Annotated in this window: 29 protein-coding genes and 1 pseudogene; 27 read left to right on the forward strand and 3 right to left on the reverse strand. The window is 28.0% G+C overall.

The window, feature by feature from the left end; all coding sequences use genetic code 11:
* The first annotated feature begins 39 nt into the window (after window positions 1-39).
* From HCG76_RS01160 to HCG76_RS01170, 3 genes are all read left to right on the forward strand, one after another.
* Entirely contained in the window at window positions 40-678 is a 639-nt protein-coding gene (locus HCG76_RS01160; protein WP_221698508.1) for a hypothetical protein, read from the forward strand.
* A 1-nt stretch (window position 679) separates the two neighbouring features.
* Window positions 680-1003 carry a PadR family transcriptional regulator gene (locus HCG76_RS01165; RefSeq protein ID WP_221698509.1) on the forward strand — a complete coding sequence of 108 codons (324 nt, stop codon included), beginning with the start codon at window positions 680-682 and terminating at the stop codon, window positions 1001-1003.
* Between the two features lie 308 nt (window positions 1004-1311).
* Window positions 1312-2883 (forward strand): DUF4198 domain-containing protein, encoded by a 1572-nt coding sequence (locus HCG76_RS01170; protein WP_221698510.1) that lies wholly within the window; start codon window positions 1312-1314, stop codon window positions 2881-2883.
* A gap of 42 nt (window positions 2884-2925) precedes the next feature.
* On the opposite strand, the gene HCG76_RS01175 is transcribed toward HCG76_RS01170, so the two are convergent.
* Entirely contained in the window at window positions 2926-3261 is a 336-nt protein-coding gene (locus HCG76_RS01175; protein WP_260457992.1) for a DUF1622 domain-containing protein, read from the reverse strand.
* 168 nt (window positions 3262-3429) lie between these two features.
* On the opposite strand from HCG76_RS01175, the gene HCG76_RS01180 reads away from it, so the two are divergent.
* The 23 genes from HCG76_RS01180 to scpB all read left to right on the forward strand — a co-directional run bounded on the left by HCG76_RS01180 (window position 3430) and on the right by scpB (window position 23640).
* A complete protein-coding gene (locus tag HCG76_RS01180) occupies window positions 3430-4098 on the forward strand; it encodes an HD domain-containing protein (protein ID WP_221698511.1) in 669 nt (222 codons plus the stop codon).
* A gap of 85 nt (window positions 4099-4183) precedes the next feature.
* A complete protein-coding gene (spoIIM, locus tag HCG76_RS01185; RefSeq protein ID WP_221698512.1) occupies window positions 4184-4819 on the forward strand; it encodes a stage II sporulation protein M in 636 nt (211 codons plus the stop codon).
* A gap of 74 nt (window positions 4820-4893) precedes the next feature.
* Window positions 4894-5772 (forward strand): tyrosine-type recombinase/integrase, encoded by an 879-nt coding sequence (locus HCG76_RS01190; protein WP_221698513.1) that lies wholly within the window; start codon window positions 4894-4896, stop codon window positions 5770-5772.
* A gap of 43 nt (window positions 5773-5815) precedes the next feature.
* Window positions 5816-6988, forward strand: a complete 1173-nt coding sequence (locus HCG76_RS01195; protein ID WP_221698514.1) for a phosphopentomutase — start codon at window positions 5816-5818, stop codon at window positions 6986-6988.
* Between the two features lie 18 nt (window positions 6989-7006).
* Window positions 7007-8311: a pyrimidine-nucleoside phosphorylase gene (locus HCG76_RS01200; protein ID WP_221698515.1), complete on the forward strand. Its 1305-nt coding sequence runs from the start codon at window positions 7007-7009 to the stop codon at window positions 8309-8311.
* A 170-nt stretch (window positions 8312-8481) separates the two neighbouring features.
* Window positions 8482-9696 (forward strand): D-alanyl-D-alanine carboxypeptidase family protein, encoded by a 1215-nt coding sequence (locus HCG76_RS01205; RefSeq protein ID WP_221698516.1) that lies wholly within the window; start codon window positions 8482-8484, stop codon window positions 9694-9696.
* 94 nt (window positions 9697-9790) lie between these two features.
* Window positions 9791-10447, forward strand: coding sequence for a hypothetical protein (locus HCG76_RS01210; RefSeq protein ID WP_221698517.1), 657 nt, complete (start codon window positions 9791-9793; stop codon window positions 10445-10447).
* A gap of 125 nt (window positions 10448-10572) precedes the next feature.
* Entirely contained in the window at window positions 10573-12483 is a 1911-nt protein-coding gene (locus HCG76_RS01215; RefSeq protein WP_221698518.1) for an NADH-quinone oxidoreductase subunit 5 family protein, read from the forward strand.
* A complete protein-coding gene (locus HCG76_RS01220; RefSeq protein WP_221698545.1) occupies window positions 12483-13340 on the forward strand; it encodes a respiratory chain complex I subunit 1 family protein in 858 nt (285 codons plus the stop codon). The genes HCG76_RS01215 and HCG76_RS01220 overlap by 1 nt, the downstream gene beginning before the upstream one ends.
* Before the next feature lie 21 nt (window positions 13341-13361).
* A complete protein-coding gene (locus tag HCG76_RS01225) occupies window positions 13362-13808 on the forward strand; it encodes an NADH-quinone oxidoreductase subunit B family protein (protein WP_221698519.1) in 447 nt (148 codons plus the stop codon).
* A gap of 4 nt (window positions 13809-13812) precedes the next feature.
* Window positions 13813-14190 (forward strand): NADH-quinone oxidoreductase subunit C, encoded by a 378-nt coding sequence (locus HCG76_RS01230; RefSeq protein ID WP_221698520.1) that lies wholly within the window; start codon window positions 13813-13815, stop codon window positions 14188-14190.
* Complete coding sequence (locus tag HCG76_RS01235; RefSeq protein ID WP_221698521.1) at window positions 14187-15266, forward strand: hydrogenase large subunit; 1080 nt, start codon at window positions 14187-14189, stop codon at window positions 15264-15266. Before HCG76_RS01230 ends, HCG76_RS01235 begins: the two co-directional genes overlap by 4 nt.
* 19 nt (window positions 15267-15285) lie before the next feature.
* Window positions 15286-15627 (forward strand): 4Fe-4S binding protein, encoded by a 342-nt coding sequence (locus HCG76_RS01240; RefSeq protein ID WP_260457994.1) that lies wholly within the window; start codon window positions 15286-15288, stop codon window positions 15625-15627.
* Window positions 15628-15723: 96 nt separating this feature from the next.
* Entirely contained in the window at window positions 15724-16410 is a 687-nt protein-coding gene (locus tag HCG76_RS01245; protein WP_221698522.1) for a PspA/IM30 family protein, read from the forward strand.
* Between the two features lie 57 nt (window positions 16411-16467).
* A complete protein-coding gene (locus HCG76_RS01250; RefSeq protein ID WP_221698523.1) occupies window positions 16468-17517 on the forward strand; it encodes an SPFH domain-containing protein in 1050 nt (349 codons plus the stop codon).
* Between the two features lie 118 nt (window positions 17518-17635).
* Window positions 17636-18250 carry a DNA-3-methyladenine glycosylase gene (locus tag HCG76_RS01255; protein ID WP_221698524.1) on the forward strand — a complete coding sequence of 205 codons (615 nt, stop codon included), beginning with the start codon at window positions 17636-17638 and terminating at the stop codon, window positions 18248-18250.
* A gap of 50 nt (window positions 18251-18300) precedes the next feature.
* On the forward strand, window positions 18301-18666 hold the full coding sequence (locus tag HCG76_RS01260; protein WP_221698525.1) for a methylglyoxal synthase: 366 nt from the start codon (window positions 18301-18303) through the stop codon (window positions 18664-18666).
* A 205-nt stretch (window positions 18667-18871) separates the two neighbouring features.
* Complete coding sequence (locus HCG76_RS01265; RefSeq protein ID WP_221698526.1) at window positions 18872-19822, forward strand: CobW family GTP-binding protein; 951 nt, start codon at window positions 18872-18874, stop codon at window positions 19820-19822.
* 30 nt (window positions 19823-19852) lie between these two features.
* On the forward strand, window positions 19853-20488 hold the full coding sequence (locus HCG76_RS01270) for a GTP-binding protein (RefSeq protein ID WP_221698527.1): 636 nt from the start codon (window positions 19853-19855) through the stop codon (window positions 20486-20488).
* Between the two features lie 16 nt (window positions 20489-20504).
* A complete protein-coding gene (locus tag HCG76_RS01275; protein WP_221698528.1) occupies window positions 20505-21413 on the forward strand; it encodes a permease in 909 nt (302 codons plus the stop codon).
* A 34-nt stretch (window positions 21414-21447) separates the two neighbouring features.
* Window positions 21448-22116, forward strand: a complete 669-nt coding sequence (locus HCG76_RS01280) for a TIGR03943 family putative permease subunit (protein ID WP_221698529.1) — start codon at window positions 21448-21450, stop codon at window positions 22114-22116.
* 89 nt (window positions 22117-22205) lie between these two features.
* Window positions 22206-22958 (forward strand): segregation/condensation protein A, encoded by a 753-nt coding sequence (locus tag HCG76_RS01285; RefSeq protein ID WP_221698530.1) that lies wholly within the window; start codon window positions 22206-22208, stop codon window positions 22956-22958.
* The gene (scpB, locus tag HCG76_RS01290; protein WP_221698531.1) at window positions 22909-23640 is read left to right on the forward strand and encodes an SMC-Scp complex subunit ScpB; all 732 of its coding nucleotides are present in this window, start codon (window positions 22909-22911) and stop codon (window positions 23638-23640) included. The genes HCG76_RS01285 and scpB overlap by 50 nt, the downstream gene beginning before the upstream one ends.
* A 41-nt stretch (window positions 23641-23681) precedes the next feature.
* On the opposite strand, the gene ytfJ is transcribed toward scpB, so the two are convergent.
* Window positions 23682-24122 carry a GerW family sporulation protein gene (gene ytfJ / locus HCG76_RS01295; protein WP_221698532.1) on the reverse strand — a complete coding sequence of 147 codons (441 nt, stop codon included), beginning with the start codon at window positions 24120-24122 and terminating at the stop codon, window positions 23682-23684.
* 29 nt (window positions 24123-24151) lie between these two features.
* Window positions 24152-24754: a DUF2953 domain-containing protein gene (locus tag HCG76_RS01300; protein WP_221698533.1), complete on the reverse strand. Its 603-nt coding sequence runs from the start codon at window positions 24752-24754 to the stop codon at window positions 24152-24154.
* A gap of 135 nt (window positions 24755-24889) precedes the next feature.
* Between HCG76_RS01300 and HCG76_RS01305 the strand changes: the two are divergent.
* A pseudogene (locus HCG76_RS01305) lies at window positions 24890-25807 on the forward strand (D-alanyl-D-alanine carboxypeptidase family protein); the annotation flags it as partial.
* Between the last annotated feature and the right edge of the window lie 175 nt (window positions 25808-25982).

The raw sequence follows: 25982 nt of genomic DNA on the forward strand, positions 1-25982 counted from the left end.
AGTGGTAGATTGCATAGCAAGGTAGGTGTATAAATAGTTATGGAAAGAATAAGAAAAGATAAGTATTGTCTAAAAGGTGAATATTATGAAGCACTTGAAACAATAAATTCTAGATTAGGGTTTGTAGTTCCGAAAAGCTTTAGAAAAGAAGTATATATTGATTTATTAGAGTTGCTTTTCAGAAATCAAAGATTAGGAAAACCTCTAAATAAGGCACTAGGAAAAAGTCTTGATGATTTTATTGATGAGTTAGTAGAAACATATTACTTAACATTAGGGAAAGGAAAATTTATTAATTATTTTTTGCAGAATGGTTTTTTATGTTCTTTCTCATGTATTATGTTTTATATTATCAATTCATCTTTTAATGGAAGTAATGTATTACCATATTCGTTTGCAACATTAATTATGGGAATGATAGGTTTTCTAGGTGGAATAATTCATGTTTATACAAATTATAAATGTTTATATAAATTTACTGGATATAAAAAACACTTATTTCAAGTTTTTTTTATGTTATGGCCATTGTATTTTGTGATATTTGGAGATAATTATATATTTAATTTAACTAAAAATATAATTATAACTAAAAATGTAGTATTAGGTATTATAATTGTAGAAGCCATAATATATTTAGTATTAGTTTTATTATTTAGATATGAAGGAAAGAGAGACTAATATGAGAGTTAACTCACAGTTATTAAAAGGATTAATGGATAAAGTGATATTAAAAATTATTAATGAAGAAGAGACTTATGGATATGAAATATATATAAAGCTTCAAAAATTAGGATTTATAGATTTTGCTGAAGGTTCCCTATATCCACTTTTACTAAGGTTAGAGAAAAAAGGATTAATTAAAGGAATAAAAAGAAAATCACAAATAGGTCCAGATAGAAAATATTATTCTTTGACTGAAGAAGGAATACAGGAAATGAATGATTTCAAGGAAAATTGGGATAAAATAAATTCAGCTATAAAAAAACTATGGAATAATGGATAATAAATTTTTTAGCTATATAAATTTGTTTTACAATTTTAATATATTACTAAAGTGACGTACTTAAATACCGTATTATTCAAAATGAACTGCCCCTGTCTACTTGACAGGGGGCAGTTCAATTCAATTAAGAGTATACGGTATTTTTTATTTTATGGTGAATAAAAGTTAGAATTATAAAGCGGTATGTATATTAAATGAGAACTTTTAAATATTAATAATTCAAATAGTATTGTAAGAAGTAAATACTATTAACACTTCTATAGAATTATTTTAATATTATGTATTAATAAATTTTTTTGGAGGAAAGTATGGGAAATTACAATCTTAACTCAGGATTTAATAATGTGATTATTCCTAGAACAGAAACAGTAGCTAATATAGTATATTCTGGAGCATTGGGTACTGCATATGGAATAATAACCGTTGAATCTAATAGAACAACACCACTTACTATGAATATAAATAATTTGAAGTTTGGGAATGTTGTAGGCCAACCAGCATGTATTGATTTTGGAAATAATAATTTACAAGACAATAAGCTAATATATTCAGGAACTAATGTTATATTAAATGATTCTAATGTAAGTGGTGAGACAAATAAAAATTGTGCTATTAGGGTAGTAAAAGGAACAATGCTTACAATAATATCAAGTGATTCTAGTGCTGAATTACAATGTAAAGGAGATAATTCAGGAGCAGGAATAGGTGGTAATTATGCAGAAAATGGAGGAAATATAACTATTGATGGAGAAGGAACTTTAAATATAACAGCTGGATATGGAGCCGCTGCAATAGGTGGAGGCGGTGGAATATATATAGGTGATGTAGTTAGTGGTGGAAATTCAGGAAATATACTAATAAAAGGTAGTGGAACAGTTATAGCAACAAGTGATTCAGAGGGAGCTGCAATAGGTTCAGGAAGCTTTGGAATTGCTGAAAATATAACAATTCAAGGTACTGTTGAAATTAATTCAACAAATACTGGAACTGGAGCAGGAATAGGAAGTGCACAATATGGAAGATGTGAAAATATTATTATAACTGGTTCTCCTAAGATAGTTGCTACAGGTGGCAGTGGTGCAGCAGGAATAGGTGGTGGTTACTTAGGTAAATCATTAAATATCACAATATCAATAGTTAATCCAGGAACTATAACAGCAACTGGTAGAGACTTTGGACCAGTTTTAGGAAATGGTGGAGCAGGAATAGGTGGAGGTGGTGGTAATGGAACTATAGGCGGAGATGGTGGGAATATAACAATATATGGAACGGGAGATGTTAAAGCTACAGCTGGAGAGCAGGGAGCTGGAATTGGTGGCGGATTCAACGGAGATGCAAGCAGTATAGGAATTGTAGGAGCTATAAATATAGATGCTACTGGTGGAAATTATGGAGCAGGAATAGGTGGTGGGGATTATGGCTGTGGAGGACTTGTAATTGTAGTGGGATGGGGAACAGTATCTGCTAAAAATGGTGGGGGTATTGTACCAAATCCTCCACAGGATATTGGAAAAGGTGGTCACTGCCCAAATGGACCTATGGATGTAGTCCTTTCAAATCCAAATTTTCAAAATGTGAATGACCCTGTACTTGTTAAAATTAAAATTTTATTAAATGGACAACCGTATGCTAATAAAACTGTAACTTTAATAATGGGAGAAAGTGGTGCCCTTAGACTTGATACAAAAACAGATAGTGATGGATATGTATATTTTTATGCCACTGAAGGTACTTATGCTTTCACGGCAACAGAAGGAAGCTATACCTTAGAAGAAAAATTTTTTACAGTTCCTCCTATGAGTAATGTACCTACAGAATTAGTATTTTCAGGTGTTACAAATGTATTAAGAGGAATAAATTTATTTGGAGTAAAAAAATAGATATGTAATGAATTTTTTTTAGACACCTCTCAATATTTAATATTAATGGGAGGTGTCTTCTTTTTTTTTCTCAATTTTCATTTCTTTTTCTAATACAAATGTCATAATTATTCTAATAATAAAAACTGAAGCTAAAATTACAAGTTCATCCATACTTTTTATAGTAACAGTTTTTAATATTTCAGCAGCTAACTTAAAATCTAAGGTTGTAATCATAACATCTGCAAATTCATATTTAATATTAACATCTTTCTTAAAAAATCTTTTCTGAATATAGTGATAAAATGCTGTAAAAACTCCTAAAGTTAATATTAAAATTCCCATAAGTTCAAATAAATGAATAAGTATAGGTAAATACTTATTAAATAACTCTTCCAAAATATAAACCACCTCAAATAAATAATATATTTAAATTACCCTAAAAATAAATATATTATTACATCTTTAGATAATTAAAATTAATATAATAATAGGAATAATTATGTTGTTTTAAAATAATTAAATATAGGGAAACTAAGAGTAAAGAAATTTAAAAGGGAGAGAAGTATGGAGAAAAATAAATTAAGAGAAATACAAAATGAACTTCTAATTTCTGAAAAGCCATCAATTTATTTAGAAAAAATAAAAGAGTCTCTTAAAAATACACCATTAGAGGTATTAGCAACTTTAGAGACAATAGAACAAAATAAAAAGTTTCATCCAGAAGGAAATGTGTGGAATCACTTAAAGCAAGTAGTTGATACTGCAGCTAAAGTTAAAGATTTTGCAAATGATAAAGGAACATTTATGCTAGGTGCTTTATTACATGATTTAGGTAAAAGTACAACAACTAAAAGAAATAAACAAGGCAGACTTATATCTTACAATCATGATACTGAAGGAGAAAAAATAGCAGATAAAATATTAACATATTATGATTATAAAAATGATGAAAAAGAAAGAATATTAAATTTAGTAAAATATCATATGCATCATCTTTATATAATTAAAAATTTACCTTTTGCTAAAACAGAAAAATTGGTAGAGGAGGTAGATTTAAATGATATGATTTTAATGTTTGTAAGTGATAGATTAGGAAGAGGTCAAGTTGAAAAAGAAAAAAAACTAAATGAAATTGAAGATATTAAAAAGGTTATAGAAATATTAGAGGTAAATTATAGTTTAGATTTAAAAGAAATTAAAGAAAAAATTGAAAAGATTGAAAAATATATATAAAAATATAATTTACATATATTCACTTATGAATATACTTGAAAATCCCATCATATTATTAAAATATAACAATATGGAGGTGTTTTCAGTGAATATTATAAGTAAATTAAACTTAAATAAAAAGGAAAATAAATTTTTTTATTTAATGGTTTTTATATTTTTCTGTGTTGGAATAGCATTGGGTACATATATAGTAAAATATATGAATGCAAATGATGTAACTGATCTTACAAGCTATTTTTCTACATTTACAGAAAGTATTGTTAAGGAATCAGTAAATAATAAGGTCTTATTATTAAATGTACTTAAGAAAAATTTAGTACTTATAACAATAATAATAGCATTGTCCTTTACCGTATTTGGGACACCAGTAATTTTGCTAGTAGATCTTGTAAAAGGATTTACATTAGGATATACCTTTAGTTTTCTGATTTCAACTTTTGAAGGGAAAGGATTATGGCTCGCTTTAGCCTCTACAATACCACAGAATATTATTTATATTCCTTGTTTTATTGCACTAAGTATAGTTGGAATTGAATTTTCTTCAACAAAACTTAAAGATAGGTTCTTTAATAAAGGTAAAGTAAATACAATAGTAGAGAGAGAACTAATTTTAAAGATAGGGGTATTTGCATGTATATTTATTATCGGTACTTTTATTGAAGCCTATATTTGTCCAAATATCATTAAGTTCGTAGTAACAAATGTTTATAAAGTTGTTTAATAAATAGATAATTATAAAAGGAAATTAAAAGCAAGTGTCGAATAATAATAAATAAGGTGGGAATGGGGAGAATTATGAAAGAGATAGTAAATGAATATAGGGAATCATTACTTCAAAGCCATAAAAGTGATAATACTGTTTATGCTTATGTAACTGATGTAAATTTATATATTAAATATCTAAATAGTAAAGATATATATTTAGACGAAACTGATAATGAGACTGTTAAAAATTATATAGATCATCTTTTAGAAGAGGGAAAATCTGAAAGGTCTATAAGTAGAATAGTAATTAGTTTAAGAAGTTTTTATAATTATTTAAAAGATCAAAAAATAATTAGAGATATACCAAAGATATATTACAAGAGTACGGATCAATCTAAAAAGCTGCCTGAGATATTAACTGTTGAAGAAGTAGATAAGATAATTAAAATAGTTGATAAGGACTGTAATAAAGGTATAAGAGACAATGCTTTATTAGAGTTAATGTATGCAACTGGTATGAAAGTATCTGAAATAATTAACTTATCAGTAGAGGATGTAAACCTTGATTTACTTTATGTTAGATGTCATGATAATAAAAATTATGAAAGACTTATACCAATAGGCAGAAGTGCGGAAGCAGCATTAAAAGAATATTTAGGTATAAGAGATATAATTGCTTCAGCTGGAGTACCAAATTTATTTGTAAATTTAAATGGAAATCAATTAACTAGACAAGGTGTTTGGAGAATAGTAAAAGAATATTCTCATAAAGCTGGAATAAATAAGGATGTTAATTTAAATACCTTTAGACATTCTTTTGCTGTACATTTATTACAAAATGGTGCAAATGTAAGAGCAGTACAAAAACTTTTAGGAAATCAAGTATTAACCTATATGGATACTTACTATGAAATAATAAATAATGATAAAATAAACTTAGTTTATAAGAACTCCCATCCGAGAGCTTAAGAGCTTTGAAAAAGGGGCTTTATATACGAAAGGAGAAAACAATATGAAGAAAGCTATATTAATAGTATTAGATAGTGTTGGAGTTGGAGAATTAAAGGATGCCAAAAGTTATGGCGATGAAGGAAGTCATACATTAGACAATGTATATAGGACTTGCAAAGGGCTTGAAATAAATGAATTAGAGAAATTAGGAATAGGTAACATTGAAGGTGTAACTGCTCCTAAAAAATGTGATAAAGTTATAGGGGCTTTTGGTAGATGTGAAGAAGCATCTAAAGGAAAAGATACTGTAACAGGGCATTGGGAGATAAGTGGAGTTATACTTGAAGAACCTTTAAATACTTATCCAGAAGGATTCTCTGATGATATAATAAATGAATTTAAAAAGAGAGCAAATGTTGAAGGTATTTTAGGTAATATAGTAGCTTCAGGAACTCAAATAATTGAAGATTTGGGAGAAGAGCATGTAAAAACAGGATATCCTATAATATACACTTCAGCAGATAGTGTATTTCAAATTGCAGCACATGAAGATGTAATTCCATTAGAAAGATTATATAAAATGTGTGAAATAGCAAGAGAAATGCTTGTTGATAAATGGGCTGTAGGAAGAGTCATTGCAAGACCTTTTATTGGGGAAGCTCCAAACTTTAAAAGAACTTCTAACAGAAGGGATTATGCATTAGATCCATTTAATAAAACTATGCTTGAATATTTAAAGGATGCAAATTATGAAGTTGCAGCTGTTGGTAAGATAGAAGACATTTATAATCAAAAGGGTGTTACAAGTGCAGTTCATACTAAGAGCAACATGGATGGTGTAGATAAGACTTTAGAATACATGGACACTGTAAAAGAAGGACTTATCTTTACAAATTTAGTTGACTTTGATATGTTATATGGACACAGAAATGATCCAGAAGGATACGGAAAAGCACTTGAAGATTTTGATAATAGATTACAAGAAATCTATGGGAAAATGGGAGAGGAAGATATCCTTATAATTACAGCAGACCACGGCTGCGATCCAACTACTAGCAGTACAGATCACTCAAGAGAACACATACCAGTTCTTGTATATGGTAAAAATGTTAAGCCAGGAGTTAATATTGGTACAAGAGAAACATTTGCTGATATAGGAAAAACTATATTAGATTTCTTTAATGTAGAAAATGAATTAGTAGGTAAAAGTTTCTTGAAGGATATAGTTAAATAGCTAGAGGAGGAAAGACTTATGAGAATGTATGATCTAATAATGAAGAAAAGAAAAGGTGAAGAACTAACAACAGAGGAAATTAACTTTTTTGTTGATGGATTTACTAAAGGAGAAATTCCTGACTATCAAGCATCAGCTATGCTTATGGCAATTTTCTTCAATAAGATGAATAAGAGAGAAACAGCAGATTTAACTAATGCTATGGTTGAGTCTGGAGATAAAATAGATTTAAGTAATATAAATGGAATAAAGGTAGATAAACATTCTACAGGTGGAGTTGGAGATAAAACTTCAATTTGTTTAACACCTTTAGTTGCATCATTAGGAATTCCAGTTGCTAAAATGTCAGGAAGAGGACTTGGTCATACTGGAGGAACTATTGATAAGCTAGAGACATTTGAAGGTTTTTCAGTTGAGCTAACAGAAGAAAAGTTCATGGAAAATGTTAATAAAATCAATATTGCTATAATGGGGCAAAGTGGAAACTTAGTTCCAGCAGATAAAAAATTATATGCATTAAGAGATGTTACTGCTACAGTAGATAATATGTCTTTAATTGCATCAAGTATAATGAGTAAAAAATTAGCTTCAGGTGCAGATGCAATAGTTTTAGATGTTAAAGTTGGTGATGGTGCATTTATGAAAACACCAGAAACAGCTAAAGAATTAGCACAAGAAATGGTTGATATCGGAAAGCATTTAGGAAGAGAAACTATTGGAGTTATATCTGATATGGATCAACCTTTAGGATATGCTATAGGAAATAGCTTAGAAGTTAAAGAAGCAATAGAATTATTAAAAGGTAATGGGCCTAAGGACCTTCTAGAATTAACATTAACAATTGGTTCAAATATGTTACTTTGTGCTAAAAAAGCAGAAAGTATTGAAGAAGCAAGAAAAATGCTTATGGAAAATATAGAAAATGGAAAAGGTTTAGAAAAGCTTAAAGATTTTGTTAAGGCACAAGGTGGAGATATTTCTCCAATTGATGACTATAGCAAGTTCCCACAAGCAAAATATATAGAAAAAGTTATTTCACCTGTAGATGGTTATATCACAAAGATTCATGCTGAAGCATTTGGACTTATAGCTATGGAATTAGGAGCAGGTCGTGCAACTAAGGAAAGTGAGATTGATTTAGCAGTAGGAATAGTGTTAAATAAAAAGAGAGGCGAAAAAGTTAATAAAGGAGATGTTCTAGCATACATACATGCAAATAGCGAAGGTAAAATTGAAAAAGCTAGAAAAAGCATCTTAGAAAATATAGTTATTGAAGACAAATATGATTTAAATATTCCATTAATATATGATATAGTAAGATAGTTTTTATTAAGTGTTTTATTTTAGAAAGGAGGATATTGGGAAAATACCCCTTTATCCTGCTAAATTATAGAATAGCTTAATAGTTATAAATATGATAAAAAGAATGTAAATTTCTTTTTATCATATTTTTTTATTTTTAGGAAATAATAAGCGTAAAAGGAGGAGAACAAATGAAAAAGAAAATATTTAACAAAATCTCTATTATTCTTTTATGTTTATTATGTTTAAATACAGTTATCCCAATTGCTGCAGTTAAGAAAACTACTGATGAAGGGTATCCAAGTGAAATCTATACTGCATGCTTAGAGGAAGGAATGAATGTAGATGCAAAATCTGCATTACTTATCGAGCCTATAAGTGGTACAGTATTGTATGAAAAGAACCCTGATGAAAAATTTGCGCCAGCATCTGTAACTAAAATAATGACTATGTTACTTGCAATGGAAGCAGTAGATAGCGGAAAAATAGCTTTAGATGACAAGATTATTTGTAGTGAAAATGCAAAGAAAATGGGTGGAAGCACTATGCTTCTTGATATTGGAGAAGTTAGAACAGTAGAAGAAATATTAAAAGGTATAGCTATTGCTTCAGGAAATGATGCGGCTGTAGCTATGGCAGAATTCTTAGCAGGCTCTACTGATGAGTTTGTAAAAGTTATGAATGAACGTGCTAAAGAATTAGGTATGACTAATACAAATTTTAAAAATTGTAATGGTTTACCAGAGGAAGGACATGTAACAACTGCAAGAGATATTTCTATAATGTCATTGGAATTATTAAAACATCCTACAATATTAAAATATAGCGGAACATATATGGAAACTATATCTGAAGGAAGAAAGAGTCCAATAGAATTAGTAAATCACAATAAATTAGTTCGTTTCTTTGATGGTTGTGATGGATTAAAAACAGGATTTACTCAAGAAGCTAAATATTGTATAAGTGCAACTGCCGTTAGAAATAATGTTAGAATGCTTGCAGTAATAATGGGAGCTCCAACATATAAAGTTAGAAATCGTGATGCAAGTATGCTTATGAATTATGGTTTTTCTAAATATGAAGGAAAGAAATTATTTAATAAAGACGATGATGTAGAAACAGTTTATTTAGGTAAGGGCAATGATAGATTCTTTGTAGCAAAAGCAAAGGATGATTTAGTTATCGTTACATTAAAAGGTAGCGATGGAGAACCAATAAATAAAATAATATTAGATGAAATGAAGGATAGCTACACAGAAGGAGAAGTAGTAGGAAGATGTGAAGTATACCTAGATGATCAAAAGGTAGGAGAAGTTGAATTATACTGTGATAGAGATGTAGAAAAGGGTGGCTTCATAGATAACTTAAAGGATAATATGAAAAACTTATTTAAAAAAGGTGTTTAAAGAAAATTAACAACTTTTAAAGAGATTAAAACATTTAAATAATGGATTAATCTCTTTTTTTATATTAAAATGTAAAGGTGGGAAGGTGAGTGTTTTGAAGAAAAAAATAATATGCGCTATTATTATGTTTGGATTATTAACTGGTTGTTCAATTAATAATAATAATAATAATAATAATAATAATAATAATAATAATAATAATGTAAATAGTAATGAAAATACAAATAATGAAGTTGTACAAGAAGAAGAGACAGTAGAAGAACCTAAAGTGTATACTCAATTTACTGCAATGGGAAAAACATATGAATCTACTAAAGATATAAATGCACTAAATGATGGAGATTTAATATATCATGATTATGGGGATATTCCATACGTTGAAGGTGAATATAAAGAAGTAGATTTTGGATTAAATTTGCTAACAGAATATTTAGCTAAAAATCCAGGAGTATATGATTTTATAGTAAGTGATTGGGATAGTACAAGTGAAGAGGTTCAGCTTATTTCAGGACAAGAAAAAGAAGATTGTATGCAAAATGCATATTTTTTAGGTGAGCAATTTGGAGTAGGAGAAAATGATCCTGTTTATTTTAAAGTAGATAAAGTAATTTTACAAGAGAAGTTAGAAGATAGAGTAACATTAGAGTTTAGAGGATATTTATCAGCTACTAACGGTAATTTTAGACCATTAGGTACTTTTACTGTTACAGTATATACAAAAGATGATAGATTATATGGATCAATATTATAGGAGCTATAAAAAATAGCTCCTTTTTTGTATAAAAAATGATATTGAAATATCTGCTAAAATATGTAGAAAAGACTATAATGAAAATATAAATTTTAATCAAATAAATATTTAATGAAGGTGGTTCAATGGGTAAAGTTTCATTTTTAATCATTTTTCCAATAATTATTTCTTTAATATTGTTGATTATTAAAAAAGAAAAATATCGTAGTATATTAATTAAAGTATCTATTATTTTAATAGGAATATGTTCAATTCTATTTGCATTTCAGTATTATAATAACCCAGATAAATTTTATTTTATAAATAGCCAAAGAGTAAATTATTTAATTTTATTTATTGAAGCACTAATGACTTTATACATTATATCTTTATGTACAAAATATAAGAAAATATTTATTGGATTATTATCACTAGTTCAATGGATTATAATGTTGTGTATTGAAGTAAGTTGTGATAAAACAAAGTTTATTTTAGATCATCATATATTTATAGATAAGTTATCGATTATAATGGTACTAATTATAGCTATAGTTGGTGGATCCATATGTATTTATGCAATATCTTATATGGAGGATTTTCATAGATTAAAGAAAGAAGTAAAAGATAGAAGAAGAACCTTCTTTGCAAATATATTTATATTTTTTTCAGGAATGTTTGGAATAGTTTTATCAAATGATTTAATCTGTATATATTTCTTTTGGGAGGTAACAACACTTTGTTCATTTCTACTTATTGGATATACACAAACTAAAGAAGCAATTAATAATTCATTTATAGCTTTATTGATGAATTCTATAGGGGGAGTATGTTTTGCTATTGCAGTTGCAATATTAATAAAACAATTTAATATATATGAATTGAAAACGTTGTCTAATACTGTAGATATAAATAGCAATTTAATATTATCAATTTCTTTAATAGCAATTGCAGCATTGTCAAAGGCAGCACAATTACCTTTTTCAAAATGGCTTTTAGGAGCAATGGTAGCACCAACGCCAACATCAGCATTATTACATTCATCTACTATGGTTAAAGCAGGAGTATATTTATTAATAAGAATATCTCCAGTATTATCAGGAAATATTTCAGGAGAAATGGTTACTTTAGTTGGAGGATTAACATTTTTAGTAATGTCACTTATAGCTATTAGCCAAAGTGATGCAAAGAAGATTTTAGCATATTCAACAATGTCAAACTTAGGACTTATAGTAGCTTGTGCAGGAATAGGAACTTATGAATCAATTTGGGCAGCTATTTTATTATTAATTTTCCACTCTGTATCTAAATCTCTTATGTTTTTATCAGTTGGGGCAACGGAACATATTATTGGAAGCAGAGATATTGAAGATATGCATGGATTAATAATAAGATTACCAGAAATGGCATTAATGATGGCAATTGGTATTGCAGGAATGTTCTTAGCTCCATTTGGGATGCTAATATCAAAATGGGCTGCATTAAAAGCTTTTGTTGATTCTAGACATGTAATAATAGTTCTTGCATTAGCTTATGGTAGTGCAGCAACATTATTTTATTGGACAAAGTGGCTTGGTAAATTAACAGCAATAAGGCATAAATGGGAACGCCAAAAGTGTACAGTTAAGAGATGTGAATGGGAAGCACTAATTTTACAAGCTATTATTACAATATCATTATGTGTTTTATATCCTATAGTTTCAAAGGTATTAATAATACCATTTATTTCAGAAATGTTTAATATTACAGAGGTTAATTTAATTTCTAATATAAATCAAACATTATTAACAATAATGCTCGGAGTAATAATTATTTTACCATTTGGAATGAGATTTTTTACAAGTAGAGGAGAAAATATTGTGCCTGTATATATGTCAGGAATTAATAGCGGAGATGATAAAAATTTCTACAGTGCATATGGAGAGAAAAAGAATATGTATCTATCTAGCTGGTATATGGAAAATATTTTTGGTGAGAAAAAGCTATTACCAATAGGAATTTATATATCATTAATCTTAATTATTGGATTCTTTACTTATACAATAGGGGGTGTTTTGTGATGAAATGGATTATAGGTATAATTTATATAATTATTGCTCCTATTTTAGGTGGATTAATTCAAGGAATAGATAGAAAAATAAGTGCAAAAATGCAAGGTAGAAAAGGACCTTCTATAGTGCAACCTTTTTATGATGTACAGAAACTATTTAAAAAAGAAGTTGCAGTTGTAAATAGAGCAGAAAAATTTTTCTTAGTTTTCTATTTGATATTTATGATATTTACAGGAGTTATTTTCTTTAGCGGAGGAGATATCCTATTAGTAACCTTTGCATTTACATTAACTAGTATTTTTTTAGTAATAGGAGCATACTCCACAAATTCACCTTATAGCACAATAGGTGCAGAAAGAGAACTTTTGCAAATGATGGCATATGAACCAATGATTTTATTAACTTCAATAGGATTTTATTTAGCAAAGGGAACATTTAATGTTGGAGAAATAATTACAGGGAAATTACCATCAATAATATATTTACCAGGAGTATTTATAGGCTTTATATTTATCCTTACAATTAAGTTTAGAAAGTCTCCTTTTGACTTAAGTTCATCACATCATGCTCATCAAGAAATAGTTAAAGGTCTTACAACTGAATTTGCAGGTCCAACATTAGGGTTAGTAGAAATATCAGAGTGGTATGAAAACGTGTTGTTATATGGCTTTGTGTATATTTTCTTTAGATATAATAATATATCAAGCATATTACTTGGGATAGTTATGTGCTTAGTAGTTTATTTTTTACAAATATTAATTGATAATACTTTCTCTAGAGTTAAATGGCAGCAATTATTAGAAAGTTCCTGGATAATAAGTGGAACTATAGGATTTACTAATATAGTAATTCTGTCTTTATTATAAATTAGAGAGGGGGAAGAATAAATGACAGCATTTAATAAGTCACCTTGGATAATACATTATGATGGGTCAAGCTGTAATGGATGTGATATAGAGGTTTTAGCAACCTTAAGTCCTTTATATGATGCTGAAAGGTTTGGTGTTATTAATACGGGAAATCCAAAGCATGCTGATATTTTAATAATAACTGGAGCTGTTAATGATAAAAATTCAGAAGTAATAAAGCAGATTTATGATCAGATGCCAAATCCAAAGGCGGTAATGGCAGTTGGAATTTGTGCTTGTTCAGGAGGGATTTTTAAAGAGTGTTATAACATTATTGGTGGAGTAAATAAAATTTTACCTGTAGATGTATATGTACCAGGATGTGCAGCTAGGCCGGAGTCTATAATAGATGGAATTATTAAAGCTGTAGGGGTTTTAGAAGAAAAGTATAAGGCAATGAAAGAGTGTAATGGGGAAAGAAGGTAAAGGGATGATGGAAAGTCTATATGAAGATAAGGAGATAGATTTAAAGGAATTAATAACTATAGCATATGAAGTAAAAAGAAAGGGTTATAGATTAATACAGATATGTTGTAGCAGCTTAAAGGAAAGATATATTATAAATTATTCTTTTGCAAAAAATTATGATTTCACAAATTATAAAATACAAGTAGATATAAATGATGATATTCCTAGTATAAGTGGTATATATAAATATGCATATTTATATGAAAATGAAATGAAGGACCTCTTTGGCATTAATATAAGTAATATAGATATTGATTTTAAAGGACATTTATATGATTTAGGAAAGAAAACTCCTTATAAAATTAATATAAGTGATAAAAAGGGTGGCGAAAAGAAATGAGTAATAGAAGTATAATACCATTTGGTCCACAGCATCCAGTACTTCCAGAACCAATACATCTTGATTTAGTATTAGAGGATGAAAAGGTTGTAGAAGCAATTCCAACTATTGGCTTTGTTCATAGAGGACTTGAAAAGTTAGTAGAAAAAAAGGATTTTCAAGAGTATGTTTTCGTTGCAGAAAGAATTTGTGGTATATGTAGCTTTATACATGGAATGGGATATAGTCAAGCTGTTGAAAAGGTTATGGATATTAAAATTCCAGAAAGAGCAGAATATTTAAGGGTATTATGGGCAGAATTATCAAGGATTCATAGTCATGTATTATGGCTTGGATTATTAAGTGATGCCCTTGGATTTGAAAGTCTTTTTATGCAGTGCTTTAGAATTAGAGAAAAGGTACTTAATATATTTGAAATGACAACTGGCGGAAGAGTTATTTTTTCAGTATGTAAGGTAGGCGGTGTAAGAAAAGATATAAATTTAGAAAAACAAAAAGTAATATTAAATATATTAAAGGAAGTTGAGAAAGAGTTAAAAGAAATTGAGGTAGTATTTTTTGATGATTTATCTGTAAAGAAAAGGCTTGTGGGAGTAGGTGTACTATCAAAAGAAGAGGCTTATGAATTAGGCTGTGTAGGACCTATGGCAAGAGCTAGTGGAATAGATTATGATGCTAGAAATTTAGGATATAGTGCATATAAGGACATAGAGTTTAAAACAATTATAGATAATAAAGGAGATTCTTACAGCAGATGTGTAGTAAGATTTAAAGAAATTTTTGAGTCAATTAATATAATTAGACAGGTAATTGACAGAATGCCAGATGGAGAAATAAGTATAAAGGTTAATGGAAATCCAAATGGAGAATACTTTGCAAGACTTGAGCAGCCAAGAGGTGAAGTTATATATCATATTAAAGGAAATGGAACTAAGTTTTTAGGGAGGATGAGAGTTAGAACCCCAACTTTTGCAAATATGCCAGCGTTATTTAAAATTCTGCAAGGTTGTGATTTAGCAGATGTTCCTATTTTAATATTAACTATAGATCCTTGTATAAGCTGTACTGAGCGTTAAACATTAGGAGGGTAAGGGTATGGGTGTAATGCAATTTACAAAAACAATAATAAAAAACTTATTATCACCAAGTGTAACAACATCATATCCAAAAGAAAAAAGGGAAAGTTATGAGTTAACTAGAGGTCATATAGAAGTAAATATTGAAAATTGCGTATATTGTGGGTTATGTTCAAGAAAATGTCCTACAGGAGCTATAATTGTTAATAGAGAAAGTAAAGATTGGGAAATAGATAGATTAAAGTGTATTCAATGCGGATACTGTGCTGAAAGCTGTCCAAAGAAATGCATTGAAATGAAAAATGAATATACTAAACCAACAGAAGGAGAAAAGGTTGATAGTTATTTTAATAAAAGTTAAAATTTATTAATAAGAAAATTTATACATTTTGTTTCAAGTTAAATAATGGTAGAATATAGTTATATAATAAAAACAATGATTTAAGGAGGAGTACTAATGTCTATATTAAAAAGATTTACTGATATAATGTCATCTAATATTAATGCCTTATTAGATAAGGCTGAAGATCCGGTTAAAATGATAGATCAATTAATGAGAAATTTAAATGATGATTTAAATAAGGTTAAAGCAGAAACAGCATCTGTTATGGCTGAAGAAACAAGAACTAAAAGGGAAGTTAATGAATGTCAAAGTGATGTAAATAAAATGTTAGATTATGCAAAGAGAGCTGTAGAGGCAGGAAATGATGATGATGCAAGGCAATTCTTATCAAAGAAAGCAGCATTAACAGAAAAATTAACTGCTCTTAATAACAAATATGAAGCAGCAAGAGCTAATTCAGAAAAAATGAAGCAAATGTATAATAAATTAACATTAGAAATAGAAGAGCTTAATGAAAGAAGAGCAACTATTAAAGCAAAAGTAGCTACAGCAAAAATGCAAGAAAGAATAAATAAAATGGGTTCTTCAGTTAATAACTCTAAATCAAGCTTAGATTCCTTCAGTAGAATGGAAGAAAAAGCTAATAGAATGTTAGATGAAGCTAATGCTATGGCAGAGTTAAATTCTAAACCAAGTGACGGATTAGATGATTTAATGAGTAAATATGATAGTAAAAATTCTTCAGTAGAAGATGAGTTAGCAGCTTTAAAGGGAAATAGTAACAGTGCAATTGATGATTAATTAGCAAGGTTAAAGGCTGATAAATAAAACAAGTGATAATTTTCAGGAGGAAGTATAATGGGTTTATTTGGTAACCGGTTATTAGACGTAATTGAATGGAATGAAACGAGAAATGACGTTATTTTTTGGAAGTGGAAAAATGATGAGATAAAGAAAAATAGCAGACTTATTATAAGACCAGGTCAAGATGCTATATTTATGCATAATGGAAAGGTTGAAGGAGTTTTTACTGAAGAGGGTAATTACGAAATTGAAACAGAAATAATTCCATTTTTATCAACACTTAAAGGATTTAAATTTGGATTTAAATCAGGACTTAAGGCTGAAGTTTTATTTATAAATACTAAAGAATTTTTAGTAAAATGGGGAACTAAAAGTCCAATAAATATTCAAGCTCCAGGAATGCCAGGAGGAATGCCAATAAGAGCTTTTGGTTCCTTTAATGTTAAAATAAGTGACCATATGGTTTTAATTGATAAGATTGCAGGAATTAAGAGTCAATTCACAGTAGATGATGTTAAACAAAGAGCTTTAGCTGTAGTTGACCAGCTTTTAATGAAGTGGATTGTTAGAGAAGGAAAGGATATGTTTAACTTACAAGCAAATTCTTTTGAAATAGCTAAAGGAATAAAAACAGATTTAGATATGGAAATGATTAAGATAGGTTTAACTGTAACATCATTAAATATCGAAAACTTTAGCTATCCTGATTCTGTACAAAATATGATTAATAAAAATGCTGCATATGGAATGGTTGGCAATGTAGGTCATTATCAAAATGTAGCTATGATGGAAGCTATGGAGAAAAATCCTAATAGTAGTATGGCTAATATGGCTCAAGCTGGTATGGGAATGCAAATGGGAATGAATATGATGAATGAAATGAAGAAAAACATGGAGTCAACTTCATCATCAAATAGCAATAAAAAAGTTTGTAAAAATTGTGGTGAAGACCTAGGTGAAAACTCAAAGTTCTGTGGTAACTGTGGAACAAAGGTTGGAGCTTCTGAAAATATAGAAAAGAAAAAGAAATTCTGTACTGAATGTGGTGCATTAATTAAAGATGATTCAAAGTTTTGTGGTGAATGTGGCGCAAAGGTTAAATAAGGAAGTATTTTAATATTGCTTATAAGAAATAATATTAATTATAATATAAACTAAATTCTTAGCGTAAGGCGGAGTTTTAACTTTATCAGATAAATTTATTTTTATTTAGGAGAAACAAATGATTATAAGCAAAGACTTTTATAATAGAAGTGCATTAGAAGTTTCAAAGGACTTACTTGGCAAGGTACTTGTTAGAGAAGTTGATGGTAAAATTTTAAAGGGCAAGATTGTTGAGACAGAAGCATATATAGGTGCTACAGATAAGGCATGTCATGCATATAACGGACGTAGAACTACTAGAACAGAACCTTTGTATGAAGATGGTGGAATTTCCTATATATATTTTATATATGGATTATATCATTGTTTTAACGTTGTTACTAATGAAAAAGATGTGGCTGAAGCTGTATTAATTAGAGCAATAGAGCCTTTAAATGAGCTTGATTATATTTCCAATATTAGATATAATAAGACATATATTGAGCTTACTAAAGCTCAAATAAAAAATTTAACGAATGGTCCATCAAAGTTATGCCTGGCTTATTTAATAAATAAGGATTTAAATATAGAACCATTATACAAGAAAGGTCCTATATATATTGCAGATGGTGATAATGATGAAAAGTTTGAAATTGTGGAAACTAAGAGAATTGGAATAGACTATGCTGAAGAGGCAAAGGATTTTATGTGGAGATTTTATATTAAGGATAATATATTTGTCTCAAAAAAATAATTAAGTTAAAACTTTAAATTTATATAGTATAGTAAAAGGGAGAGATACAGATGAGAGTAGCATTAATTGCCCATGATAAGAAAAAAGAAGAAATGGTTAATTTCGCAAAAATGAATGAAGAAAGATTATCAAATCTAGAGCTTTATGCAACTGGAACTACAGGTTTAAGAATAATGGAAAACACTAGCTTAGAAATTCATAGATTAAAGAGTGGTCCTCTTGGTGGAGATCAACAAATAGGTGCTTTAGTTTCTGAGCAAAAGTTAGATCTAGTTATCTTCTTAAGAGATCCATTAACATCACAACCACACGAACCTGATGTTAATGCATTATTAAGATTATGCGATGTTTATGCAATACCACTTGCAACTAACATCTCTACAGCTCAATTAGTTTTAGATGCTTTACACAAATAAAAATAGATAATTATAAAAAAAGAGTTGCGTTAATAGCAACTCTTTTTTTGTGTATAACGTTCACAATTAAGTGATACATTTACATTATTATTATATGTATAAATTACAGGTAATATGCAGGATATCTTATAAATAAAATCGTCATAAAAATTTAATATAAGTCATAGAATTTTTTGAGAACAATAATAGGGGATAGTAATGATTTATGAGTGTTAAAGTAGAGATATTTTCAGGTTTTCTGGGAGCTGGAAAAACACAATTAATTAAAAAACTTATAGAAGAAGGTTATTATAAAGAGCGAATTGCAATTATTGAAAATGAATTTGGTGAAGTAAGTATTGATGGTGCAATTCTAAAGAGAACTAATACTTTAGTAAAGGAAATAAATGCTGGATGTATTTGTTGTCAAGTTACTGGGGATTTTAAAGAGTCAATTATAGATGTAGTGGAAAATTGCAATGTAGATAGACTTTTAGTAGAACCAACAGGAGTTGCAAAATTAAGTGACATAAAGAAAGTATTTACTGATAAGGAATTAAAGGATATAGCAGAGGTAGAAAAGGCTATAACAGTAGTAGATGCTGAAAAATTCGATTTGTACTTAACTAATTTTAAGAGCTTTTTTATTAATCAAATAAAAAATGCTGATATTATAATTTTAAGCAGAACTCAAAACGTTACAAATGAAGAAGTAAGAAGATTGCAAGAAGAAATTAGTAAATTAAACTCTAATGCAATAATAATAGGAAGACAGTGGACTAATACAAAATCAGAGGAGCTACTTCCTAAAATGTTTGTAACAAGGGAGAAAGGTGAGATTAAAGAAAAAATAAGCTTTAGAAAGGCAAACTCTAATTTAGGCAATGTTAAATCAGAAAAAAACGATGAAAGTTCATTTGAGAGCTTTGCTTTAAAAATAGATAGATATGTATCTAAAGAGGAATTATTAAGTAAGTTTAACTTTATAAAAAATAGTTTTGAGTTTGGAGAAATTATTAGAGCAAAAGGAATCGTTAATACTAAAAATGGTAAAGAGCAATTTGACTATACTTTATCTGAAATAAATATGCAAAAGATAGCTTATAGAGGAGAGACTGTTATTTCATTTATAGGAACTAATTTAAATAGAGATAAGATTAAAAAGTTTTTCTTATAAGGTAAAATTAGGAGTTTAAGAGGTGAATATATGAAGGTTGGCGTTGATGTAGTTACTGGATTTTTAGGGGCTGGCAAGTCAGCCTTTATTAATTCATTAGTAAATAAAACTATTGCAGATAAGGAAAAAATAGTTGTTATTACTTGTGAAAGTGGAAAGACTCAAATAAATGAGTTTAATGAAAAAGAACAAAGTGTAAAGCATGTTAGCTTTATGGGTGAAGGCTTAGAGCTTAATAATGAAATTTATAAAATAGTAAAAAAATATAAGCCTCATAGAATAATTATAGAATATAACGGCACAGAAACATTAGAGCATTTATATAAATGTGTGTTTGATAATGAAACAGGAAAATTAATAAAGCTAGATACTATTTATTTTATCTGCGATGGAAGAAATATTGAGTTTTATGTTATGAATATGGGAGAAATATTATTACCTTTCATACAAAATAGTGATGTAATTGTAGTTAATAATTGTAATATAGAAAAAGATTTAAATTTAGAAAATGGTGTTAAGTTGTTAGAAGAATTAAATCATAAGGCACAAATAATAAAATCACAAAATAATGATGAGATTGAAATAGCCTTAGAAAAAAGCAAGTTATTAGAAGATAAGCTATTAAGAAATATGAGAGTGAAATTAGTAGATTATATGAGAAAGTAAGATAGCGGGTGAGAAAGTGAGTATAAGTAAATTTGAATCATGGATGTGGAGTTACCTAGGGATTATCGTTGAAGCATTACCGTTTCTTTTGATAGGAGCAGTATTATCAGCTTTAATTCAAATTTACGTATCAGATGAATTAATAAAAAAAATTATTCCTAAAAATAATATTATAGGATATTTTATAGCTGCAATATCGGGGGTATTTTTTCCAGTATGTGAATGTGCTATAGTTCCAATTACAAGAAGCTTAATAAAAAAAGGATTACCTATAGGAGTTGGAATAACATTTATGTTAGCAGTTCCTATAGTTAATCCAGTTGTAATTATGTCTACATATTATGCATTTCCAAATGACATTAATATTGTTATATATAGAACGATAGGTGGAGTAATAGGTGCTTTAATAGTTGGAATGATAGTTGGATTTTTTTATGATAAAAAGAAAAATACAGAAGTTTTAAGAAGTGAAGAAGCTGGACTTTACTGTGATTGTTGTACTTTCAGTAATAATTATTATATTTCATTAAAAGGTAAAATTAAAAATTTAGTTTTAAATGCATCTAATGAGTTTTTAAATATAAGTATTTATTTTATTTTTGGTGCACTTCTTTCAAGTATTTTTGTAGTATTCCTTCAAGATAGTTTAATTAATGATATGACATCAGGAAAGGTAGTTGGAGTTGTTATAATGATGTTGCTAGGATTTGTATTATCACTATGCTCAGAAGCTGATGCCTTTGTTGCAAAAGGATTTATGGACAACTTTGGAGTTGCAGGAGTTATAGCATTTTTAATATTAGGACCAATGATGGATCTGAAAAACTTAATATTATCTTTTGGATTCTTTAAAAAGAAATTTGTACTACAATTACTTTTAATAATTTGCATAGTTGTATTTGGAATATGTCTAGCAATAGTATAATTATTTGCTATTTTTAATTGTATAAGAGGTGTATATGAAGAAATTTAATATTGATGAATTAATATGGTTTATTATTTTAGTATTATTATCTTTATCACTAGTATTTTTAATAAGAAGTGGAAAGATAACCAACTTCGTAGGTAGTGATATGATTATTTATTTCTATTTGAGCATAATAATATTAAGTGTTTTTGCAATATTTCAATTTGGTAGAATCTTTACAATAAAAAGAAGAGTTGAAACTACTAATAAATACATTCCTTTAACATTTACATTATGTGTTGGAGTAGTTTTATTATATGTTTTTCCCTTATTAAAAGGAAATACAGATATAAATGAAGAGTTATTACTTAAAAATAATGCTGATGCAATAATTATAAATAGTGAAAATTATTCTATATTAAATGAAATTGTTGAAAACAAAGAGGAATATGAGGGAAAAAAGATAGTTTTTTTAGGATATATAGATAAAATAAAGGAAAATTCAGATTTTACTATTATAGCTAGGCAAACAGTAAAGTGTTGTCAAGCTGATAAAGAAAAGATACAGATAAAAGCAAAGGGATTAGAATCTAATTTAGAAGAAGGACAATGGATTAATATTTGCGGAAAGATATGTTTTAGTGATGAATTTTATATTTTAGTAGAAGAATATAAATTGCAGGATGAACCTAATGATATATATTTTCATGAGCATCTTTAAGGCTTGTTCTTTTAAAAGAAAATTGTTATTATATAAGTTATGAAACCCTTAAAAGTAGCATAATAAAAAGATAAAGGCGGGATGAATTAATGGAATTGCCAAAGATTAAAGTGGCAGATTTTGAAGGACCTTTTGATTTATTACTGCATCTTATAAAAAAGAATAAGATGGATATATATAATGTAGAAATATATAAAGTTACAAATCAATATTTAGAGTACCTTAATACAAGAAAGGTTATGGATCTTGAGATAACATCAGAATTTATTGTTGTTGCAGCTACATTAATAGAGATAAAATCAAAAAATCTTCTTCCAAAAATAAAAGTAGAAGAGGAAGAAAATGAAGAAGATATTGAAAAGAGATTAATGGAAAGATTAATTGAGTATAAAAAGATAAAATCAGTATCTGAATTCTTTAAAGAGCGATATATAAATCAAGGTGATGTTTATAGTAAGAAGCCAGAGATAATTGAGGAAGTTAAAAGTGAGCCAGTAAATAATGTTGATATATTTAAGAATTTAACGTTATTAGATTTATATAATATTTATAATAAAATATTAGAAAACTATAGAGAAAAACAAAATAAGTTTAACGTAGTACAAAAGAAAATATACGTAGATAAGTATAAAGTAGAAGATAAGATGAATGAGCTTTTAGAAAGAGTTAATTCAAATAATGTAATTGAATTTGATAGTTTAATGAAAGAAAGTTCATGTAAGCTTGAAACAGTAGTTACATTTTTAGCATTATTAGAACTTATAAAAATTAGAACTATTAATGTTTATCAAGATGAGAGTTTTGGAAATATACTTATCAAGAGGAGGAGAGATAGTGAGTAACATTGATGTTAAGCAGTATGAATTTAAAGAGTTATCTAGAAAGTCTAGTATAAAATCAGCTATCGAATCAATGCTATTTGTAAGTGGAGAACCTTTATCATTAAGAGATTTAAGTAATAATTTAGAGCTTAAGGATAAGAATGTTGAAGAAATAATAAAAGAAATGATTAATGAATATGAAGACGAAAATAGAGGAATTAGATTAATTAGTATAAATGGTGCTTATCAATTAGTTACTAAAAGTGAAAACTCTGATTATATTCAAAAGTTATTAAAGAAAAATAAAAGACATTCACTTTCACAAGCATCTATAGAAAGCTTAGCTATTATTGCATATAAGCAGCCAATAACACGTATTGATATAGATGAAATAAGAGGTGTTAAGTCAGAATCAGCCATTCAAAAGCTTGTTGAAAAAGGATTAATAAAAGATATAGGTAGATTAGAAGTACCAGGAAGACCTATACTTTATGGAACTACAGATGAATTCTTAAGACAATTTGGGTTAGAAACATTAAAGGAGTTACCATCATTAGATTTATATAATGATGAAGAGGCAAAGAGCTCTATGGATGTTTTAAATCAAGCTCTTGAAGATATGAAGTCAGATTTAGATAATAATGATAAAGAAGTTGAAAATAAAGAAGTGGATATAGAAGCAGCATTAGATAATGATGTTTAAAAATAATAAGCTACTGAAATTATAATCAGTAGCTTACTATTTTATAAATCGATGTCGATATCAATTTTATCATCATCAACATTAGTATTAGATTTATTATTTTTATCTGAAAAGAAATTTTTTACTAATTCAAAAAGTTGAGGTACAGAATCAACTATTCTATCTACAGTAGTATCATAATCCATAGGTTGTAGTCTTACCATTCCATCTTTAATTACTAAAAAAGCAATAGGTTTTACACTAACTCCAGCACCAGATCCACCACCAAATGGGTAATTTTCATCACCATTTCTTACTGCAACATGTTCACCAAATTCACTTCCTCCAGAGGCAAAACCAAAGGAAACCTTAGAAATTGGAACAATTGAAGTACCATCACTAGTTTCTAGAACATCTCCAACTACAGTGTTAACATCTATCATATCACGTAAATTTTCCATAGTGCTTCTCATTAAATTTTCTAATTCATGCTTATCAGACATAATAATCCCTATGTTTAGGGACTCACCTCCTATTTTTTTATTATGGAATCATCAAAAGTACATTTATAAATAATAATACCCATATAAATAATTTGAGCTAAATTAAAGGTAATTATACTACTTATTGTAATTTCAAATAGTATCTTATCTTTAAATATTGGCTTAAAATCATTGTCTAATACTTTAACTTTAAATATTGTTGAAAATATATAAAGTAATATTGGGTTAATATTATAAAATACTCCAAGAAATATAGTAGTCCTGCTGGCATCCCCTAGAGAATAAATAGTATCACTTTTAAACTTTATTGATGGTTTAAACTTATTTCTACTAAGTCTAAAATAAATGTTTTTAATAAGTAACTTATAATTAAGTTCAAAATTTTTTTTCTTTGAATTAATATTAGTATCTTTTTTAATATCTTTTGACTTAGTTTTTTCTTTATTTTTTTTCTTTGTAGTTTTTTCTTTTCTATTTAAAAATTTATTTAAAATACCACCATCATTGGATATTAAATTAATATTATAAAATTTTATATAATACCTATCTTTAGAATAATGAGCCTTAAATTTTAAGGGGATAGGTATAAATAAAATTAATATTAAAACAATAAAAATTATCAAAAAAAGCATAATTAACCTCCCCTAGCTTTTTATAGTATTGCCACAAAAATGAAATATAAGTCATAAAAATTTATTATTTAGGTTTAAAATTTTTATAAATGAAAATACTACAAGTGTAAGGAGAAAATAGGAGTGATACTAATGATGAAAACTAAAATCCTAGGAGTAACTTTGAGTTTATTTTTAATAATTTTTGAATTATTAAGCAATTGTGTTTACGCTCAATGCTTTGAGGAAGACGATGGTAATGATGTAGTAATACTTGAAGATAATGAAATAGATGATGTAGATGTGGATAATATATTAAATACTATTAGAGTCTCAGCAAGGAATGCAATAGCATTAGATAGTAAAACAAAACAAGTTTTATTTGAACAAAACGCTCGTGAAATAGTACCAATGGCGAGCACAACAAAAATCCTTACAGCTTTAGTTGCAATAACTCATGGAGACTTAGATAGAGAAGTAACTATAAGTAAAACCGCAGCATCTATTAGAGGATCAAAGGTAGGATATGTAGCTGGAGAAAAAATAAGATTAAGAGAATTACTATATGGGTTAATGTATAAATCAGGAAATGATGCAGCAATAGCAATTGCTGAAGATATAGGAGGAAGTATAGAAGGTTTTGCTAAGATAATGAATGATTATGCTACTAGCTTAGGATTAATTAATTCACACTTTGAAAGTCCTCATGGTTTAGATAGCCCTAAACATTATACATCTGCATATGATTTAGCACTTTTAACTACAAAAGCAATGGAAAGTGATTTATTTTGTGAAATTTGTGGAACAAAGACTATAACAAAAGATACTTCTAATTTCACAAGAGATTACAATAATATAAATAAAATATTATATAAAATTCCAGAGGCAAATGGAGTTAAAACAGGATATACGGGTCAAGCAGGAAAATGTTTAGTTTCTTCAGTAAAGCATGAAGGAAGAAATATAATTATAGTTGTATTAAATTGTAGTGATAGATGGAATGTTACAGAAAAAATATATAAATATGTATCAGATAACTATTGCTTTAAGAGTGATAATGTAAAAGATGTTGTAAAATCATCAGAATTTATTAATTTAGGAAGTGTTATTGAAGAGTGTGATTTTGAATATGGATTTAAAGGTGAAGGATCTGTAGAGGTAGAAGTCTTTAATACAGTAAATAAGAATTCTGGAGATATAATTGGAAAAGTAGCCTTAAATAATCAGGGTGAAGAGCTATTAAAGAAGG

Origin of the sequence: Clostridium sp. K13 (assembly GCF_019734195.1) — a bacterium.
Lineage (GTDB): Bacteria > Bacillota > Clostridia > Clostridiales > Clostridiaceae > Clostridium.

Excerpts from the sequence above, each read along its gene's own strand:
- HCG76_RS01160 (WP_221698508.1), top strand. The coding sequence starts at position 40 with ATGGAAAGAATAAGAAAAGATAAGTATTGTCTAAAAGGTGAATATTAT.
- HCG76_RS01265 (WP_221698526.1), top strand. The coding sequence starts at position 18,872 with ATGAGTGTTAAAGTAGAGATATTTTCAGGTTTTCTGGGAGCTGGAAAA.
- HCG76_RS01180 (WP_221698511.1), top strand. The coding sequence starts at position 3,430 with ATGGAGAAAAATAAATTAAGAGAAATACAAAATGAACTTCTAATTTCT.
- HCG76_RS01165 (WP_221698509.1), top strand. The coding sequence starts at position 680 with ATGAGAGTTAACTCACAGTTATTAAAAGGATTAATGGATAAAGTGATA.
- scpB (WP_221698531.1), top strand. The coding sequence starts at position 22,909 with ATGAGAGTTTTGGAAATATACTTATCAAGAGGAGGAGAGATAGTGAGT.
- HCG76_RS01260 (WP_221698525.1), top strand. The coding sequence starts at position 18,301 with ATGAGAGTAGCATTAATTGCCCATGATAAGAAAAAAGAAGAAATGGTT.
- HCG76_RS01235 (WP_221698521.1), top strand. The coding sequence starts at position 14,187 with ATGAGTAATAGAAGTATAATACCATTTGGTCCACAGCATCCAGTACTT.
- HCG76_RS01245 (WP_221698522.1), top strand. The coding sequence starts at position 15,724 with ATGTCTATATTAAAAAGATTTACTGATATAATGTCATCTAATATTAAT.
- HCG76_RS01225 (WP_221698519.1), top strand. The coding sequence starts at position 13,362 with ATGACAGCATTTAATAAGTCACCTTGGATAATACATTATGATGGGTCA.
- ytfJ (WP_221698532.1), bottom strand. The coding sequence starts at position 24,122 with ATGTCTGATAAGCATGAATTAGAAAATTTAATGAGAAGCACTATGGAA.
- HCG76_RS01205 (WP_221698516.1), top strand. The coding sequence starts at position 8,482 with ATGAAAAAGAAAATATTTAACAAAATCTCTATTATTCTTTTATGTTTA.
- HCG76_RS01255 (WP_221698524.1), top strand. The coding sequence starts at position 17,636 with ATGATTATAAGCAAAGACTTTTATAATAGAAGTGCATTAGAAGTTTCA.
- HCG76_RS01220 (WP_221698545.1), top strand. The coding sequence starts at position 12,483 with ATGAAATGGATTATAGGTATAATTTATATAATTATTGCTCCTATTTTA.
- HCG76_RS01200 (WP_221698515.1), top strand. The coding sequence starts at position 7,007 with ATGAGAATGTATGATCTAATAATGAAGAAAAGAAAAGGTGAAGAACTA.
- HCG76_RS01250 (WP_221698523.1), top strand. The coding sequence starts at position 16,468 with ATGGGTTTATTTGGTAACCGGTTATTAGACGTAATTGAATGGAATGAA.
- HCG76_RS01300 (WP_221698533.1), bottom strand. The coding sequence starts at position 24,754 with ATGCTTTTTTTGATAATTTTTATTGTTTTAATATTAATTTTATTTATA.
- HCG76_RS01270 (WP_221698527.1), top strand. The coding sequence starts at position 19,853 with ATGAAGGTTGGCGTTGATGTAGTTACTGGATTTTTAGGGGCTGGCAAG.
- HCG76_RS01285 (WP_221698530.1), top strand. The coding sequence starts at position 22,206 with ATGGAATTGCCAAAGATTAAAGTGGCAGATTTTGAAGGACCTTTTGAT.
- HCG76_RS01195 (WP_221698514.1), top strand. The coding sequence starts at position 5,816 with ATGAAGAAAGCTATATTAATAGTATTAGATAGTGTTGGAGTTGGAGAA.
- HCG76_RS01240 (WP_260457994.1), top strand. The coding sequence starts at position 15,286 with ATGGGTGTAATGCAATTTACAAAAACAATAATAAAAAACTTATTATCA.
- HCG76_RS01170 (WP_221698510.1), top strand. The coding sequence starts at position 1,312 with ATGGGAAATTACAATCTTAACTCAGGATTTAATAATGTGATTATTCCT.
- HCG76_RS01230 (WP_221698520.1), top strand. The coding sequence starts at position 13,813 with ATGATGGAAAGTCTATATGAAGATAAGGAGATAGATTTAAAGGAATTA.
- HCG76_RS01280 (WP_221698529.1), top strand. The coding sequence starts at position 21,448 with ATGAAGAAATTTAATATTGATGAATTAATATGGTTTATTATTTTAGTA.
- HCG76_RS01215 (WP_221698518.1), top strand. The coding sequence starts at position 10,573 with ATGGGTAAAGTTTCATTTTTAATCATTTTTCCAATAATTATTTCTTTA.
- HCG76_RS01190 (WP_221698513.1), top strand. The coding sequence starts at position 4,894 with ATGAAAGAGATAGTAAATGAATATAGGGAATCATTACTTCAAAGCCAT.